Origin of the sequence: Nocardia sp. JW2 (genome assembly GCF_051843015.1) — a bacterium.
Taxonomy (GTDB): domain Bacteria; phylum Actinomycetota; class Actinomycetes; order Mycobacteriales; family Mycobacteriaceae; genus Nocardia; species Nocardia coubleae.
Genome location: NZ_JBPXLK010000010.1, coordinates 167,078 through 182,895 on the forward strand (window position 1 = coordinate 167,078; position 15,818 = coordinate 182,895).

The following is a 15,818-nucleotide window of genomic DNA, read 5'->3' on the forward strand; positions in this document are numbered from 1 at the left end:
GCGTTCTTGTTTTCCAGGACAACTGTCCAGTTCCACCGTTACCTTGTCGCCAGAGGGGGAGCACCACTCGATGAGGATTCGCCCCACCCGTCCAGGGTGCGGCTTTGGAGGAAATCATGATCCGGACTTCGCGCACCGCCGCGGGAATCGCCACGACCGCGCTGGTCATCGCCTGCGCGGGCGTAGCCCTCGGCTCCGGCGTCGCCGCCGCCGACACCACCTGCTCGGTTCGTAGTCACGCCGAGAAGCGCGATGCGAGCACCGTCGGCGTCACCCACGTCTACGACAAGATCGCGAGCGGCGAGGAGATCGGCGTGGGCACCACGGTCACCTACAAGGTGGTCGTCGGGACCACAGGCATCGGCAACCCCTACGTCAACACCATCACCGACTTCCCGCCCAGCGGCTTCGGCGCCCCCGTCAAGACCACGGTCACCGCCTATCACGCCATCGGCGGCCAGGTCACCGAGGATGTGACGCCCGAACCGAACGCCGGCGGCTGGAAGGTCACCAGCACCGGCTGGTTCGTGAACTCGGGCAACCCCGTGACCCTCACCATCACCTACCCGGTCCCGTCCTCGTTGCAGCCAGGTCAGCAGGTGACCAGCGGCGGTGTCGGCGTCGCGGGCACGGTCGGCGTGAGCAACGAAATGCCCAACCTCACCGCGTGTTTCACCGCGCGTGGCGCCAACGCGGGCGAGACGGTGATCGGCAGTCTCGGCGAAAACGGCCTCGGGTCCTCCGACGGTCAGCTGAGCTCCACCGGTTCGGCCACCGACATCCTCTCCGACGTGCTGCGCAACCTGATCGGCAGCTGATGTTCGCCCGGCTGTGTTCGATCGTGGCAGCGATCTCGGCGTCGATCGTGCTCACGGTCGGCACGGCCGGGGCCGACGTCTCCCGCCTCGACAGCGTCGAGCGGCCCGGTCAGCGGCAGCAGACGCTGCACGTGTACTCCGCGTCGATGGACCGGGTGATCCCGCTGCGGGTCATCACACCCTTCGACACCAGCGAACCCCGCCCGACCCTGTATCTGCTGAACGGGGCGGGCGGGGGCGAGGACGTGGCGAACTGGTACGACCAGACCGACATCGTCGAGTTCTTCGCCGACAAGAACGTCAACGTCGTCACCCCCGCCGAGGGCGCGTTCTCCTACTACACCGACTGGCAGCGTGACGACCCGAAGCTCGGCCGCAACAAATGGCAGACCTTCCTCACCGAGGAGCTACCGCCGATCATCGACGCCACCCTCGGCACCACCGGCGTGAATGCGGTTGCGGGCCTGTCTATGTCGGCCACGGCTGCCCTGAACCTGGCCATCGCCGCGCCCGACCGCTACCGTGCAGTCGGCGCTTTCAGCGGTTGCGCCACGGTCGAAGATCCGATGAGCCGCGCGTTCATCGACCTGGTTCTGGCCCGCGCCGGCGCCGATCCGGTGAACATGTGGGGCCCGCCCGACGACCCCGCCTGGCGGGCCAACGACGCCTACCTCAACGCGGATCGACTGCGCGGCAAGACGATCTACCTGTCCAGCGCCTCCGGGCTCCCCGGGCCCGCCGAAACCCTTCCGCCTGGAGCGACTCCCGGCAAAGCCCTCGGCATGGCCAACCAGATCATGCTCGGCGGCACCATCGAAGCGGCGGCCAACTTCTGCACTCAGCGGCTGGCTGCACGCCTGAACGAGTTGAACATCCCCGCGCACACCGTCTTCCGGCCCGCGGGCGCGCACACCTGGCACTACTGGGAGCAGGACTTGCACGCCTCCTGGCCGGTGCTGGCCGCCGCGATCGGCACGGAATAGCCAGTTACACAATCAGTTTCGGCGAGTCAAGCCCCCACAAGTTTCGGAAACGCTCTCGTTGAAACCCCCGATGTGACAGTTAGCTCTGCTCAGTTACCCGAGAGGTTCCCCCATGCACCGTCGAATGATCCGAGTCCTCGTCACCACCGCTGCTGTCGCGGGCATCGCCGCGGGCGCCACCTCCCCGGCCCTCGCCGCCCCCGCGCAGCCCGCGGTCATCGCCGAGTCCGGTTCCGCGGGCACCGGTTCCGCCCTCATCGACTTCCCCCTCGGCATCATGAAGCTTCTCATCTGCGGTCCCTGGGGCGCCGCCGAGCCGCACCCGAACCCGATGTGCCGCTGACAAAGGCCCGAAGACAACTGCGGCGGCCCCCGGATTCCGGGTGCCGCCGCGGTTGTTTCAGCGTGTGACTACCGCTCGATGATCGCGACGACGCCCTGGCCGCCCGCAGCGCAGATGGAGACCAGCGCGCGGCCGGAACCCTTCTCCGCCAGCATCTTCGCGGTCGAGGCGACGATGCGCCCGCCGGTCGCCGCGAACGGGTGGCCCGCGGCGAGCGAGGAACCGTTCACGTTGAGCTTGCTGCGGTCGATCGAGCCGAGCGCACCGTCGAGGCCGAGTCGCTCCTTGCAGTAGGCGTCGGACTCCCACGCGGCGAGCGTGCACAGCACCACGGAGGCGAAGGCCTCGTGGATCTCGTAGTAGTCGAAGTCCTGCAGCGTCAGGCCGTTGCGGGCAAGCAGACGCGGCACCGCGTAGGTGGGCGCCATCAGCAGGCCGTCGGGGCCGTGGATGTAGTCCACCGAGGCCACCTCGGAGTCCACCAGGTGCGCGAGCACCGGCAGCTTGCGCTCGGCGGCCCACTCGTCGGTCGACAGCAGCACCGCCGACGCGCCGTCGGTGAGCGGGGTGGAGTTGCCCGCGGTCATGGTGGCGTCGCCCAGCTTGGTGCCGAACACCGGCTTCAGCGTGGCCAGCTTCTCCACGGTCGAACCGGGACGCAGGTTGTCGTCGCGGGTCAGGCCGAGGAACGGGGTGATGAGGTCGTCGAAGAAGCCACGGTCGTAGGCGGCGGCCATGTTCTTGTGCGAGAGGTAGGCCAGCTCGTCCTGGGCCTCGCGGGAGACGCCGAATTCCTTGGCGGTGATGGCGGCGTGCTCACCCATCGACAGCCCGGTGCGCGGCTCGGCGTTGCGCGGGATCTCGATGCCGAGCATCGAGGGCCGCAGCTGCCCGACCAGCTTGAGCCGGTCCTTGTTGGTCTTGGCGCGGTTGGCGTTGAGCATCCACTCGCGCATGTCCTCGCTCACGCCGATCGGCGCGTCGGAGGTGGTGTCGGTACCGCCGCCGATGCCCGCCTCGATGCGGCCCATCGCGATCGCGTCGCCGACGGTCGCCACGGCCTGCAGGCCGGTGCCACAGGCGAGCTGCAGATCGTGTGCGGGGGTGTAGGGCGAGAGCTTGGAGCCGAGCACGCTCTCCCGGATCAGGCTGTGCTCGCCGACGCGCTTGAGCACGGCGCCGCCGACGACCATGCCGAGGCGTTCGCCCTGCAGGCCGAAGCGGCTGACCAGCCCGTCGAGGGTGGCGGTGAACATGTCCTGGTTGGACGCGTGCGCGTAGGCCTTGTCGGAGCGCGCGAACGGGATTCGGTTACCGCCAACGATCGCGACCGGGCGCTGCGTCTTCGCGGTTTTGGCGGTACTTGCCTTGGCCGCCGTCGAGCGGGCTTTGCTTGTCACTCGAGTTCTCCATGGTCTCGTCGGGTGATCGGTTGTCATCCAACTTACTCTGGAGTAAGTTCGTTGTCGACACCGTACCCGCGAATGTGAAGGTAGGAACAGTGGCAGCCAAGAGCAAGGGCGCACCCAACCTCTACGGATCCTTCATCCACTCCGCCCCCGGCGCGTTCCTCGCGAGCAAGCTGGGCCTGCCCCAGCCCGCGGAGCTGCGCCGCTACAAGGCAGGGGAGCCCGCGCTTCCGGGCCCGGTGCTGCTCGGCGGCAAGGGTCGCCTCGCCGAGCCGATCCGTGCCCTGCTCACCGATTACACCATCGCCGACTCGCTCGAGTCCGGAACCAAGTACGGCGCGCTGGTCTTCGATGCCACCGGCATCGACTCCATCGAGAAGCTCGAGCAGCTGTTCGAGTTCTTCCAGCCCGCCATGCGCAACATCGCGCCGTCGGGCCGCGTCGTGGTGCTCGGCAGCACGCCGGAGTTGGTCGGCTCGGTCGACGAGCAGATCGCCCAGCGCGCGCTCGAGGGCTTCACCCGGTCCGTGGCCAAGGAACTGTTGCGCGGCGCCACCGCCCAGCTCGTCTACGTGCACCCCGAGGCCGGCTCCTCGGCCACGGGTGTCGAGTCGACCCTGCGCTTCCTGCTCTCGGCCAAGTCGGCGTTCGTCGACGGCCAGGTCATCCGCGTCGGCAAGGCCGAGTCGGTCGCACCCGCCAGCTGGGACAAGCCCCTCGCGGGCAAGGTCGCCGTGGTCACCGGTGCCGCGCGCGGTATCGGCGCCACCATCGCCGAGGTGTTCGCGCGTGACGGCGCCACCGTGATCGTCGCCGACATCCCCGCCGCCGGTGAGGCCCTGTCCGAGACCGCCAACAAGGTCGGTGCCACCGCCCTGGCGCTCGACGTCACCGCGCCCGACGCCGCCGAGCGCCTCGCCGAGTTCGCCACCGAGCGCTTCGGCGGCATCGACATCGTCGTCCACAACGCGGGCATCACCCGCGACAAGCTGCTCGCCAACATGGACGAGGGCCGCTGGAACTCGGTCATCAACGTCAACCTCGCCGCGCCGCACCGCATCACCTCCGGCCTCGTCGCCAAGGGTGTGCTCAAGGAGGGTGGCCGCGTGATCGACGTTTCCTCCATCGCGGGCATCGCGGGCAACCGCGGCCAGACCAACTACGGCGCGTCCAAGGCGGGCGTCATCGGCATGGTCGACGCCGAGGCGCCGCTGCTGTCGGAGAAGGGCATCACCATCAACGCGGTGGCCCCCGGCTTCATCGAAACCGCCATGACCGCAGCCATCCCCGTCGGCACCCGCGAGGCGGGCCGCCTGATGAGCTCGCTGCTGCAGGGCGGCCAGACCGTCGACGTCGCCGAGACCATCGCCTACTTCGCCAGCCCGGCGTCGAACGCGGTGAGCGGCAACGTTGTTCGCGTCTGCGGGCAGAGCCTGATCGGCGCCTGATGACCCAGACCATCACGCTCACCGAGATCCCGGGCAACGGCGCGCTGTACGCGAAGGCGGCCATCGGCGCCGTCCCGCTGCCCGCGCCGCTCTCGGGCCGCAAGCCCGTCCTGCCCGACCGCCGGGTCGCCATCGAGGGTGTGCGGGTCGACCCCGACCACCTCGCCGCCTACTGCCACGCCACCGGCCTGCGCTTCGGCGACACCCTGCCGCTCACCTACCCGTTCGTCCTGGCGTTCCCGCTGATGATGGAACTGCTCGTGGCGCGGGACTTCCCGTTCACCGCGGTGGGTTCGGTGCACTTCTCGAACGTCATCGAACGCACCCGTGAGATCTCGGCGGCCGAGCCGTTGGACTTCACCGTGCACACCGAGAACCTGCGCGAGCACCCGAAAGGCCTGCTGGTAGACGCGGTTACGGAGATCCGTGTCGGCCGGGAACTGGTGTGGCGTCAGGTGGCGACCATGCTGCACCAGCAGCGCACCTCGCTGTCCGGCGGTCCGAAGTCCGCACCCCCGCCGGAGGAGGTCCCCCCGCCGCCGCTGCGCGTGCAGCGTGTCGATCAGAAGATCATCAACCGCTACGCCGCCGCCTCGGGCGACCGGAACCCGATCCACGTCTCCGGAATCGGCGCCAAGGCAATGGGTTTCCCCACCACCATCGCCCACGGCATGTGGTCGGCGGCCACGATCCTCGGCACCATCGAGGGCCGTGTCCCCGAAAAGGCCACCTACACGGTCAAATTCGGCAAGCCGATCCTCCTGCCTGCCTCGGTGAACATCTACGCCGAGAAGTCCGACACCGGCTGGGATCTGTCGATGCTGCACCCCAAGAAGGGTTTCCCCCACCTCACCGCCACGGTGCGCTGAGTTCTTCGTTGCCGGAAGGCCGTGTATCCCATTCGGGATATGCGGCCTTTTCCGTTGTACACGTGGTTATATGACGGGCAACCAGTAGCTATACAGTGTCAATCAAACCGGTTGCGCGACAATCGTTCTGGTTGATCGTTCTGTTACCGGTCCTGCGTGTGACATCAATCATGGTGTACGCCAGGTATTAGCTGGGTAACAAGATGAGTTTGGCACCGTGCCGAAAGATCGCGAGTACCTCGGGCTTCGGGCCGAATCCGCCTCGGAGCCGCAACCGACCGCTTGTACTGCAGTCTTCAACTTTTCCAGCTGGCATCGAGTTCTGGATTCCGAACGATCGTTCTGAAACCCTCGCACCGCTCTCGGATTATCTCCACCTTGACGGCAAATGTTCAGCATTGCCCTGGCAAGTGCCCCGAAAACAAGTGTCTGCGGAACTGTCCGCCCCCCGTGTTAGAAACTTTCCAGTCGGCAACGCAGTCGGCAATCATGCTTAATACCAAGGGGTTTCACTTCATGAAGAAGATCCGCACGCTCGGTTTCGGCATCGCCCTCGCGGCCGGTATCGCCATGTTCGGCACCGGCGTGGCCTCCGCCGCCGAAGAGCCCGCAACCGGCTCCTCCGAAAGCCTGGCCGCCATCGTCGAGGCGCTGTCGTCCGGTTCGGCTGCTGCGGAGGACCCGACCGATCCGGGTACCGGTGGTGGCACCACCCCTGACGCTGCGCAGATCGCTGAGGAGCCGGAGACCGGTTCGTCCGACAGCCTGGCCGCGATCCTCGAGGCCCTGTCGTCCGGTTCGGCCGCTGCCGAAGACCCGACCGACCCGGGCACCGGCACCACCCCGACCCCGTAATTGCTCCGCAGCTGCCGGACTCTCACAATCTGCTACGGCTGTCGTTGAACAACGAATGCCCCGCCGATCTCGGCGGGGCATTCGTCGTATACGCGGCACGAGGTCGCGACGCTCACAAATTGCGAGCGGCCCGAAAACCGTTGACGTACACGGCGATCTGACGGAGGTCCTGCTCGGACAGGCCGGCGAGATTGACGATCGCTTCGGCATCGCCGACGCTGGTGGCCGGTTCGGTCGGCTCGAGGCCGGCTTGCTCGAGGAGCGGTGCCGGGTCGAGGCCGACTGCTTCGGCCATGGCTTGCAGGGTCTCCGCTGTGGTGCTGGCTGGGACCTTCGCACCACGTTTGTACTGCACGCCGCTTTCCACCTGCGTCCACAGGCTCGCGCTGATACGCGCTGCTTTTGCCGCGCGGTCCATCGTCATGTCACGTGCTTTGCGAGCTTGCCGCAGTGTTGCACTGACCTCTGAGGGGACCACCGCACTCCGATGCCTCACCATGCATCCAATGTAGCAGGCGGAAAGCATCACTGCGTACAACGACGTCTGTGATTGTTGGTGGTTACGGCTGAGTTTGCCGAGAAATCACCACACCGTTGTAAATCTGCCTGACCCGTCCTGGTCGCTTCTGTGCTGAGGTCCAGGTGCGATGCTTCGACTTGCTTTGCAATCTTTGTTGTAGTTGCATGCGACAAGTGCAGAGTTGCAGTTGTGCGCCCTTCAAGGTTCACGCGACTCGGCCGCGACCAGCCGGGGCAGTATCGGAGCCTGAAGGAGTAAGTGATGGGTGCAGAGAATGGGGCGACCGTTTCGTCGCGCGTGCGGGAGGACACCTGCGGGGTGACGCAGCTCGATCTCGCGTTCGACGATGGCCACCTGTATCTGGACCGGGAGACCGCCAGGGCGCTGTTTCGCCTGTTGGGAGAGGTTCCCGAGCTGGCCGACGATCTCGCGGACAGCAGGACGAGACAAACCCGATTCGGGCAGCCCGACATCCGTGTCCACGGCGGATCGACCGTGCCGAAGCTGCCGTTCAACCCTGCGGCCGCGCGTGCCGATGATCATCTTCGCGCCGTTCTCGTCTCCTGGGTCCGGTTGGTCTGTGAGCAGCGCGCCGTGGATTACGACGGTGCGGCAAGTACAGCGGGTATGGCTCGGTGGTTGCAACGAAATATCGTTGCACTTGCAATGACTGAAGGTGTTGAAGAGGCGCTCCCGGAAATTTCCGCGGCTGTCGAAGCGGCCGTCGTCGTTGTGTGCCCGCCGGCGGAGGGCGGCGGCGTGGTGGACGCCGAACTGCTCGCCCGGGCACGTGCGGTTCGGCTCAACGCGGCGGGCATCCAGAAACTCGCCTCCCAACTCGGCGGCGTCTTCGCGAACTTGACCGCGCGTCGTCTCCGTACCTTGCGTGAGGCCGGGCTGGTCGAGCCGGTCCCCGGTCCATGGTCGGCCGACTGGCCCGAGCTCTTTCTCGTCGGCCCCGTCCTGGACGCACATCTGGCGCTCCCCGCACGGCAGCGCAAACGCAACAACTGAGTAGAGAGACTTCGCACGGGGCGCCGACTGATACCAGTCGGCGCCCCGACGTCGTTCGGGAGCACGGAACGGCTTACGCCACTGCTGATTTCACTCCCGCGGCGGCTATCGTCAAGCCGAAAGCGGCTGTCTGACCAGCGATTTCAGACGAAGTTGCCCCGAACTGTTGACACGATCCACGCGCTCGGTCATGATTACTGCAGCGGGCGGACGCATGCCCTAAAGGCGTTATCCCACAATCACTTTCCCGCCCTTCTCCTCGCCTCTCCTGTTGACAGTTGATCTTGGTCAACCGTTTCGGAGGTTTGACTCCCCGTTAGGATGGGTAAGCGAGCCCCAACCTTTGGGGGGGAACTGTCGTGATCATGGTTAGGGTGCAGGTGTCCGCTGAGTTCGATGCTTTTCCGTCTGACGACCCCGACGCCCGGACCGACAGTGAGCTGCCGGAAGCCTGGACGTCGGCTACCGCCAACTCGGGCTATGAACGGCCGCCCGCGTACCTGGACCCGGCAGACCTCTGTATGGAAGACCTCCAGACCGTCGCTCACGTCATCAGCCGATGGCGATCGTTACGAGATCCGGTCGGCTGAGGGAGTACGGGTGGGTTCGCAAGACATCCCCATGCAACGCAATGCCTACAACGCTCAGGAGGAAGCGTTCAACCTCGGCATCAGGATCGATCTGGTTCGAACGGTTGAAATGGCCTGGCAGTGGTCGCCACTCGATCGGGCGATGATGATCTCGGTCGACCTGCCGAGACATGTTGTCAACGAGGCCATCGCCCATTGCATCTGCCACGTCGAACTGGCATCGACAGCGAAGGGTACTGCCGCACTCAACGGTCAATGGTGGCGCGCACGGCTCGAAATGGACATCCACACGATCGTCGCGGAACGCCTGATCAGTGTGGAGGCCCTCGCCGACGCGATCTCCATCACCGACAACATCGCCGACGTAGCCGCCTGCCTGGGGACCACCGAGTTCATGCTGAGCTGGCGTCTGCAGAACCTGACCGACGCTCAGATCAACGAACTCCCCATTTTCGCGCTGAACCGCCTGCGCTGGGGACCCGGGCACGACCCGGACGCACCCGCGCGGTGCGGGTGGCCGGTCCCTGGCACCGGCGAGGTGTACAGAGAAACGAATATCGGAAGACATCGGCGATAAGCCAACGATCAGTCGAACCCTCGGTCCACACGGACCGGGGGTTCTTGCATTGGTGCGGCTTTCGCCATGACCCATGCGGGGGTGAGAACCCGCCGCATGCCCGCCCCTGACGCGCCCGTCTCCCGCGCCAACTCGCGGTCGCAGGCGCCGACGCAGCGCAGGGGCGAATTGGTCCCGCTCCGGACGTTTGCCGTCCGGAGCGGGACCCATCCACTTCAGGAAGGAAGACCAATGTCGTTGTGGTCGCCGAAAGGCCAGCCCCGCAGGATCGACGTACTCGTGGTCGGAGGCACTTGGAACCCCGGTGGCGACGGTGTGACCGGTGCGTTCATCGAGGCGCTCAACAAAGCGATGTTCACGGCACGCATGGTTCCCTATCCTGCGGACTACGGGTCGCGGCTGAGCTACACCGCCAGCGTGGCGGAGGGCAAACGTGCTCTGCTGGCCGCCATCGATCGATCGCCGAATCCTGTTGTCCTGGCGGGTTACTCACAAGGTGCGGCAGTAGCAGGTGATCTCGCGGCCGAAATCGGACGCGGCGAGCACCCGGGCCGCGAAGTGGTCGCCTGTGCGTTGATAGCCGATCCTCGCCGGCCGGCGGGCCGCTATCTCGGCGATGTCGACCCCGGCGGCCACGGTGTTGTCGGCGAACGTGAGATCGACGGGATCCCTACCTATTGGGCTGCCGCACCCGGCGATCCGATCACCGCGCTGCCCGCCGGGAACCCGCTGCGCACCATCGCCGACCTCAGCACCTTCTTCAGCTTCTCCGGTGCCGACGCCGCCCTCACTTGGGGGCAGCAGATGCTGCACACCGCGACGCGAAACCAATTGCAGCGCTGGTGGTCACCCGCGAACTGGCGGCAGTGGGGCGGCGCGATCGCCTATGCCCGCGGCTATCTCTTCGACGGTCGCCACACCGACGACTACGTCCGCTGCGGTCATGCTCGCGCCCTGGCGCAGGCACTGAATCTCGATGTCGCCGAAGGGCGCATCTGAACACCTGTGGAAAGGAACCCAACATGCGAATCAGCAAGGCCCCAGAGCCTGCGCTGGTCCGGTCCGTCCTCGTCGCCGGTACAGGTGTGATCGCGTATCTCATCGGTCGGGAGGTCGACGCCGCCTGGGTGGAAACCCTGCTCACCCTGTACGGCCTGACCACACCGGTGATCGCCGGGGCGGTGATCAGGCCCGCGGTGACCCCGGTGTCGGGATCGGCGGGTGATTCACATGGCGTCGTGGCTGAGTCCTGAATTCGTGCAGGCGACGGGTGTCGCCGTGGCGACCGTCATCGGTGCGGTCACCGCGTGGCAGGCCCGCGAGGTGGCAAAACTGCGCGAACGTGTTGTCGCACTGGAGGAACAGGCCGTCGACGACCAGCAGCGATTCCGCGATGCCATCCGCTTGATCCGCGCGCTGCAACGTCACATCGACGAACTCCTCGGCTTCCTGCGCCTGCACGTCCCCGGCCAGGAACCACCCGTGGCGCGATACACCATCCCGCCCACCCTTCAAGAAGAGATCTGACGGCAGTACTGCCGTTCCCGAACTGCATGCGGTCGGCCCCCGGAGAACACTCGATACGGTGCGGGTTTCGAGCCCGCCGCATGCCGCGCCCCTGATGCGCCCGTCTCCCGCAGGTGGAACGCGGTAGAGACGCCGTCGCTGCGTCAGGCGCGCAGGTCCCGCCCTCGACACTTCCCTCACCCCAGAGGGCGGGACCACCGAACTTCCACTCACGCAAGGAGATAGCCCATGAGCTGGACAGGAGATCCGGTATGGCTTGCCGATGTGCTGCGCGCCGCCGGGCTCACCGTGATCGAACACGAAGGCTGGCGCGACCGAGGCCACGGCGACTTCCGTGACCTGCGCGGCGTGCTGTGCCATCACACCGCCGGTGGCGGCAAGAACGACTGGCGCATCGTCCAGGACGGCCGCGCCGACCTCCCCGGCCCGCTCGCCCAGCTAGTCCTCGAACGCGACGGCACCTTCCGTGTGATCGCCGCGGGCGTCTGCTGGCACGCCGGCCGCGGCTCCTGGCCCGGCTGGCCCACGAACAACGCCAACTACCACGTGATCGGCATCGAAGCCGTCTCCCGCGGCGACGGAACCGACTGGACCCCAACACAACTCGACGCCTACAAGCGCGGCTGCGCGGCCATCCTGGCCCGCATCGGCCGCGACGCCGAGGACTGCGTGGCCCACCGCGAGTACTCGCACGAAGGAAAAATCGACCCCGCCGGTATCGACATGGGCGAATTCCGCCGTGACGTACAGGCTTTCATCGACGGAGAGGACGCTCCGATGAGCGCAGCCGAGGTCAACCGAATCCAGGATTTCATCACCGCCTTCTGCGGCCCGATCGGCTCGGACGTCAAAGACATCCGCGAACAGCTGTGCGGTAGCCAGCAGCGCGACGCGGGCATGTTCGGGGGTTGGGAACAGCTCGACGGCATGACCGTCGTCGACGCCCTGGCCGACGTTCTCGAGCGCCTGAAAGCCCTCGAGACACCCCCTGCCTGACGCACCAGACCATCACGTCGATGGGAGGAGGTGATTCCCATGCTTCCTGTCGTACTCGAACTGCTCGAGCTCGCACTACTCCTCGCGCCGGTAGTCCTGCCGCTGCTCGGCCTCTAACTAAAACCCCACCACCCAAGCCCGGCCCGTCGGCCCGGGCTTTTCTCATGCCCAAGCTCGGGAGGCACACCACATGTCCGGCAAGGAAATCATCGGCTCGGTCGACTTCAGCACCACCGAAACGTCGTCCCCCGAATACGTACAAACCGAGTCCGGTCAACTGGTCACTCCCGAGTTCTTGGCGCTGCTGCAGCAAACCCTGTCCGGCAAGCTCGCCGAACCGGACCACACCGACGAACTCGACCCGCAAGTCCGCCTGCTGGCAGAAGAACTCTCGGTCATCCACCTCCCCGAATGGAAGAGCGCGGTCGGCCGGAAACTCGCCGAACCCACCGTCACCTCGATCAAACAAGCCACCCGCGTCGCCGAGTACCTGGTCAAACGCGGCGTGCGCATGCACCCCGAACTCGAGGAGATCCGGTGGGTCCCCACCCCCGCCGGTGTCCCGGGCGCCTTCGACACCGGTACCCACATCACCCCCGACGCCGAAGGCACTTGGCCGACTCCTGATGTCGAGGAGTTCTACGACTTCGACCAGATCTCGGTGAAGCAGATCGAGGGGAGCGCCTGGCACGCAACGCATCCCCGTGGAATCGCGGTCGAGGGGAAAACGAAGTCGGAGGCGTACGCGGCCATGGTCGCCGAACTGCGCCGCCGCATCGATGATGCTTCAGCGGAGGAGCGGTGAGCGTCGCGTCCGATTGGGTTACTGCTGGTGCGTCCTGGCGCGCCTACCTGACACCGATCGGCGCCGAATCGACACCATCCCAGGCTAATCAACCCCGGATCTTCGACTTCGCGGGCATGACGCCAGCGTCCGCTGCGCGCGCATACAACCGAGTTCTCGCGCAGCGTCAGCTGGAAGCACAAGCACTCCACAGCGATACAACGGATCTACGGTTCGTCAACGACAACGTGCCCAGACAGCCCGGCGTGCACGCAGACCAGGCTCCTTCCACCGACAAGAAGGTGCCCGAGCAGCCGGGCGTGACAACGCCGCCGACTGATACGAAAGCGCCAGAGCCGCAGGGTGCAACGCCGTCCCGGGGCCAGCCGGGTGTGGTCCCGCCACACAACCCGGCGGCATCAACGCCAGCCACCACCCCTGCACCGAGCACGACTTCTCCCGCTCAGACCAGCCCGGCTCCTCAACCAGGCGAAATTCCGAAAACAGCTGCTCCGATTCCAGCGCCGCCGCCAGGTTCAGAACCCAGCCACCCACTCTTCGATAGGCCGGATACGTCGAAGAGGCAAGAAGGTGACACATGGAATGTAAAACGGGACGGCTACACGATCAAATACTCCATTCCGTCTGGCAATGGGAACAAGACCGTCGATCAGGAGGTCTACCTCGATGGCGTTCTCATTGGAAAGTCGCGAGTTGCTTACGGGGAGTATGGCGGCGCTCGGCAGTGGGTCGATATTGTCGGCAGTGCATCGCTCTACGCGGAGCAGGAGAGCGCCGGATCGAATCAGATCACACAAGTATTCAACGCCGGCACCGCGACAACAGGAACCCCCGATAGTGTCTTCGGCACACTGCCAGATCTGCAGACAACATTTCCACTGGTGGACCATGGTGTTCGCGTCGGATACCTAGAGACCATCTCTGCCGAACCCGGCCTCTATCGCACCGCCTATACCAACAATAATGGCGAAACTTCCACATGGCGGACGAATGATACCGGGCTGGGTGAACTGATTACCAACCCGATAAGATACATCAACCACGCAGGGCATGGGTGGCATGGTGGGAATTTCTCGGGTGGACCACTGTGGACGATTTCACCGAAGCTTGACGGATCCCCGTTCTATACCAATATCGAGATCACGAATAACGGTACACATATACGAACCTTTGATCCGGAGCGTGAAGTCCAGACCGACAAGTATCTCGGCAACTTCGGGGTAGGTGGTTATCTGTCCGTAATTGGTGCGGATGGTGCCACTATCAGTGGTGACGATGGGTCGCGCGCACAGTACGACCGATTCGGCAAGCTTATCGAATCGCGCGGCCCAACTGCAGTGGCCCCTAGGCCGGACCTACGTAGCAATTTTGAGAGGTTCACCTCATTCAGCAGAGATGTCGCAACCGGATTCGAGTACGCCTTCAAAGAAATGAGGACCGGTCTCGCGTCACTTGTAGGACAGCAGCACCGTGACGATGTTGATGGTTGGGCCAGTCGTCTTGTGGCGAGCGTTGTGGACGGCAGCCTCAAAGATGCGTGGCTCGGACTTGCGACGAGCGGGGTAGGTGTAGGTGCAGGTCTCGCGTTCACGGCAATAGATATCGCGGCCATATCTGTCGGTCAAGGAAGTTGGGAGCAACTAGGTCACGATCTGTTGTTAACTGGAAACGAAATGTCGATCTTTGCGATCGGCGCCGACTGGACACAGTTTGATGATGAACCAGGAGAAACCATCGGCCGCGGACTATTCGGCACGATGCTGCTATTCGGACCCAAGGCGGTAAATAACGCCACAGGTAAGTTGCCGCCCCCTGCCGCAGTAAGCACCGCGATCAACAACGCAACTACCGCGTTCGGAAGAAGCGGCCTGTCCCTTGGTGCACCAGCCCGCGCTGTAACGAACGGAATCAGCTTCCCTGGGGCAGCTCGTACCTCGGGTCCTACGAGCTTCGGTTCCCATACAGGGAGGGCATCGTCGGGTAGCGGCGTTCCTCGTTCACCGGGGACCGGACCCAACGCGACTACTCCAGCCGCACCTAAACGCCGCAACTCGAATGGCGCACCCCTTCTGCCGGCGGAGGCCGCAAATGCGGGAGCGCGTCATTCCGCTGAGCAGCTAAATGCTCAGCCGCTGGAACGTTCGGACCTTACTGATTCTCCGAACACTGCGAATTCGCGGGGTAGCCATTCTATGGATTCGTCACCGATAACCAGCGGTGGCTCTCCATGGGAGTTGCACTTAGGTGTATCACTCGAACAACTTCGGAGGATGGCGCCCGAACGGGTTAGTGATCATCAGGTACGCCGCGCAAACGTTGATCCAGAGTATCGTCAAACTTTCTACAACACGCTTGGCCATCGGAAGGATACTGAGGCTAGGGACGATACGGGACTGGTGCCTCCTCAAATCAAGGAAATTGCACCAGGAAAGTGGATCGCTGCGAGGGATGTACCTGGGCCGCAACCACCGGAATATAGGGGGGATGCGATTCTGGGATCGGCAGCCAATTTGCCCGCGTCAACACGGGCGACGCTGAACGGGTTGGCTCTCGATCGCGCACAATCTATCAGTTCGGTCCCGTCGTCAAAAACCATTCCAGGCTACGCAGCGGCTCAGACCAAGATGACAAGGGCAGCTGAACGTTATGGAGAGGGTGTACTGCGTCATCACGCAATCCCTGAGAACTTTCCCGGAGCTGTCGAGCTCGAGCTGCGTGGCCCCGGTAACGGGAATCATCAATTTGATGGCCTATGGGTCATCCCGGAGTCACGGCTCTATGTTGTTGGCGAGGGAAAGTCAAGTGAGCGCACAGGATTGAACAACAGGACACTGCCTTCCGGGTTGACGGTTGCGCAGGGTGATCTCAAATACTTCCTCGACATACTGAGGATGATGGAGGGGCGGGGCATGAAATGGCGTAGTGAAGCCATGCTGGCAGATGAACTTCGCCAAGCACTGAAAGATGGCAGACTTTGGTATGGTGTTGTCTACGGAAGGCCGGGCATCGGTGGCGTGCACATGGGATACAAGATGCGCCGGTTCGATATATGAGAGGTTGGGTC

At 64.7% G+C, this 15,818-nt stretch carries 16 protein-coding genes; 14 read left to right on the plus strand and 2 right to left on the minus strand.

Annotated features, from left to right (window positions below; translation table 11 throughout):
- The first annotated feature begins 116 nt into the window (after positions 1-116).
- The 3 genes from ACSVDM_RS16660 (at position 117) to ACSVDM_RS16670 (ending at position 2,144) form a co-directional block, all read left to right on the plus strand.
- Positions 117-818, plus strand: a complete 702-nt coding sequence (locus ACSVDM_RS16660; protein ID WP_439265985.1) for a hypothetical protein — start codon at positions 117-119, stop codon at positions 816-818.
- Positions 818-1,801 (plus strand): alpha/beta hydrolase, encoded by a 984-nt coding sequence (locus tag ACSVDM_RS16665; RefSeq protein ID WP_439265987.1) that lies wholly within the window; start codon positions 818-820, stop codon positions 1,799-1,801. The genes ACSVDM_RS16660 and ACSVDM_RS16665 overlap by 1 nt, the downstream gene beginning before the upstream one ends.
- A gap of 112 nt (positions 1,802-1,913) precedes the next feature.
- On the plus strand, positions 1,914-2,144 hold the full coding sequence (locus tag ACSVDM_RS16670) for a hypothetical protein (RefSeq protein WP_439265989.1): 231 nt from the start codon (positions 1,914-1,916) through the stop codon (positions 2,142-2,144).
- A 68-nt stretch (positions 2,145-2,212) separates the two neighbouring features.
- On the opposite strand, the gene ACSVDM_RS16675 is transcribed toward ACSVDM_RS16670, so the two are convergent.
- Positions 2,213-3,544 (minus strand): acetyl-CoA C-acetyltransferase, encoded by a 1,332-nt coding sequence (locus ACSVDM_RS16675; protein WP_067497154.1) that lies wholly within the window; start codon positions 3,542-3,544, stop codon positions 2,213-2,215.
- 101 nt (positions 3,545-3,645) lie between these two features.
- Between ACSVDM_RS16675 and ACSVDM_RS16680 the strand changes: the two genes are divergently transcribed.
- From ACSVDM_RS16680 to ACSVDM_RS16690, 3 genes are all read left to right on the plus strand, one after another.
- On the plus strand, positions 3,646-5,001 hold the full coding sequence (locus ACSVDM_RS16680) for a 3-oxoacyl-ACP reductase (RefSeq protein ID WP_067497153.1): 1,356 nt from the start codon (positions 3,646-3,648) through the stop codon (positions 4,999-5,001).
- Positions 5,001-5,870, plus strand: a complete 870-nt coding sequence (locus ACSVDM_RS16685; protein WP_439265992.1) for a MaoC/PaaZ C-terminal domain-containing protein — start codon at positions 5,001-5,003, stop codon at positions 5,868-5,870. Before ACSVDM_RS16680 ends, ACSVDM_RS16685 begins: the two co-directional genes overlap by 1 nt.
- A gap of 516 nt (positions 5,871-6,386) precedes the next feature.
- Complete coding sequence (locus tag ACSVDM_RS16690; protein WP_378670304.1) at positions 6,387-6,725, plus strand: hypothetical protein; 339 nt, start codon at positions 6,387-6,389, stop codon at positions 6,723-6,725.
- Positions 6,726-6,837: 112 nt separating this feature from the next.
- On the opposite strand, the gene ACSVDM_RS16695 is transcribed toward ACSVDM_RS16690, so the two are convergent.
- Positions 6,838-7,251, minus strand: coding sequence for a helix-turn-helix domain-containing protein (locus ACSVDM_RS16695; protein ID WP_439266115.1), 414 nt, complete (start codon positions 7,249-7,251; stop codon positions 6,838-6,840).
- Positions 7,252-7,506: 255 nt separating this feature from the next.
- Between ACSVDM_RS16695 and ACSVDM_RS16700 the strand changes: the two genes are divergently transcribed.
- The 8 genes from ACSVDM_RS16700 (at position 7,507) to ACSVDM_RS16735 (ending at position 15,807) form a co-directional block, all read left to right on the plus strand.
- Positions 7,507-8,259 carry a hypothetical protein gene (locus ACSVDM_RS16700; protein ID WP_439265994.1) on the plus strand — a complete coding sequence of 251 codons (753 nt, stop codon included), beginning with the start codon at positions 7,507-7,509 and terminating at the stop codon, positions 8,257-8,259.
- A 480-nt stretch (positions 8,260-8,739) separates the two neighbouring features.
- Positions 8,740-9,426, plus strand: a complete 687-nt coding sequence (locus ACSVDM_RS16705; protein ID WP_439265995.1) for a hypothetical protein — start codon at positions 8,740-8,742, stop codon at positions 9,424-9,426.
- Between the two features lie 279 nt (positions 9,427-9,705).
- Positions 9,706-10,425, plus strand: coding sequence for an alpha/beta fold hydrolase (locus ACSVDM_RS16710; RefSeq protein WP_439265997.1), 720 nt, complete (start codon positions 9,706-9,708; stop codon positions 10,423-10,425).
- A 23-nt stretch (positions 10,426-10,448) separates the two neighbouring features.
- On the plus strand, positions 10,449-10,679 hold the full coding sequence (locus ACSVDM_RS16715) for a hypothetical protein (protein WP_439265998.1): 231 nt from the start codon (positions 10,449-10,451) through the stop codon (positions 10,677-10,679).
- Positions 10,657-10,953 carry a hypothetical protein gene (locus ACSVDM_RS16720; RefSeq protein WP_067643604.1) on the plus strand — a complete coding sequence of 99 codons (297 nt, stop codon included), beginning with the start codon at positions 10,657-10,659 and terminating at the stop codon, positions 10,951-10,953. The genes ACSVDM_RS16715 and ACSVDM_RS16720 overlap by 23 nt, the downstream gene beginning before the upstream one ends.
- A 228-nt stretch (positions 10,954-11,181) precedes the next feature.
- Positions 11,182-11,949 (plus strand): peptidoglycan recognition protein family protein, encoded by a 768-nt coding sequence (locus ACSVDM_RS16725; RefSeq protein WP_439266000.1) that lies wholly within the window; start codon positions 11,182-11,184, stop codon positions 11,947-11,949.
- A gap of 190 nt (positions 11,950-12,139) precedes the next feature.
- Positions 12,140-12,754 (plus strand): hypothetical protein, encoded by a 615-nt coding sequence (locus ACSVDM_RS16730; RefSeq protein ID WP_439266002.1) that lies wholly within the window; start codon positions 12,140-12,142, stop codon positions 12,752-12,754.
- Positions 12,751-15,807, plus strand: coding sequence for a hypothetical protein (locus ACSVDM_RS16735; protein ID WP_439266004.1), 3,057 nt, complete (start codon positions 12,751-12,753; stop codon positions 15,805-15,807). Before ACSVDM_RS16730 ends, ACSVDM_RS16735 begins: the two co-directional genes overlap by 4 nt.
- Positions 15,808-15,818 lie beyond the last annotated feature (11 nt).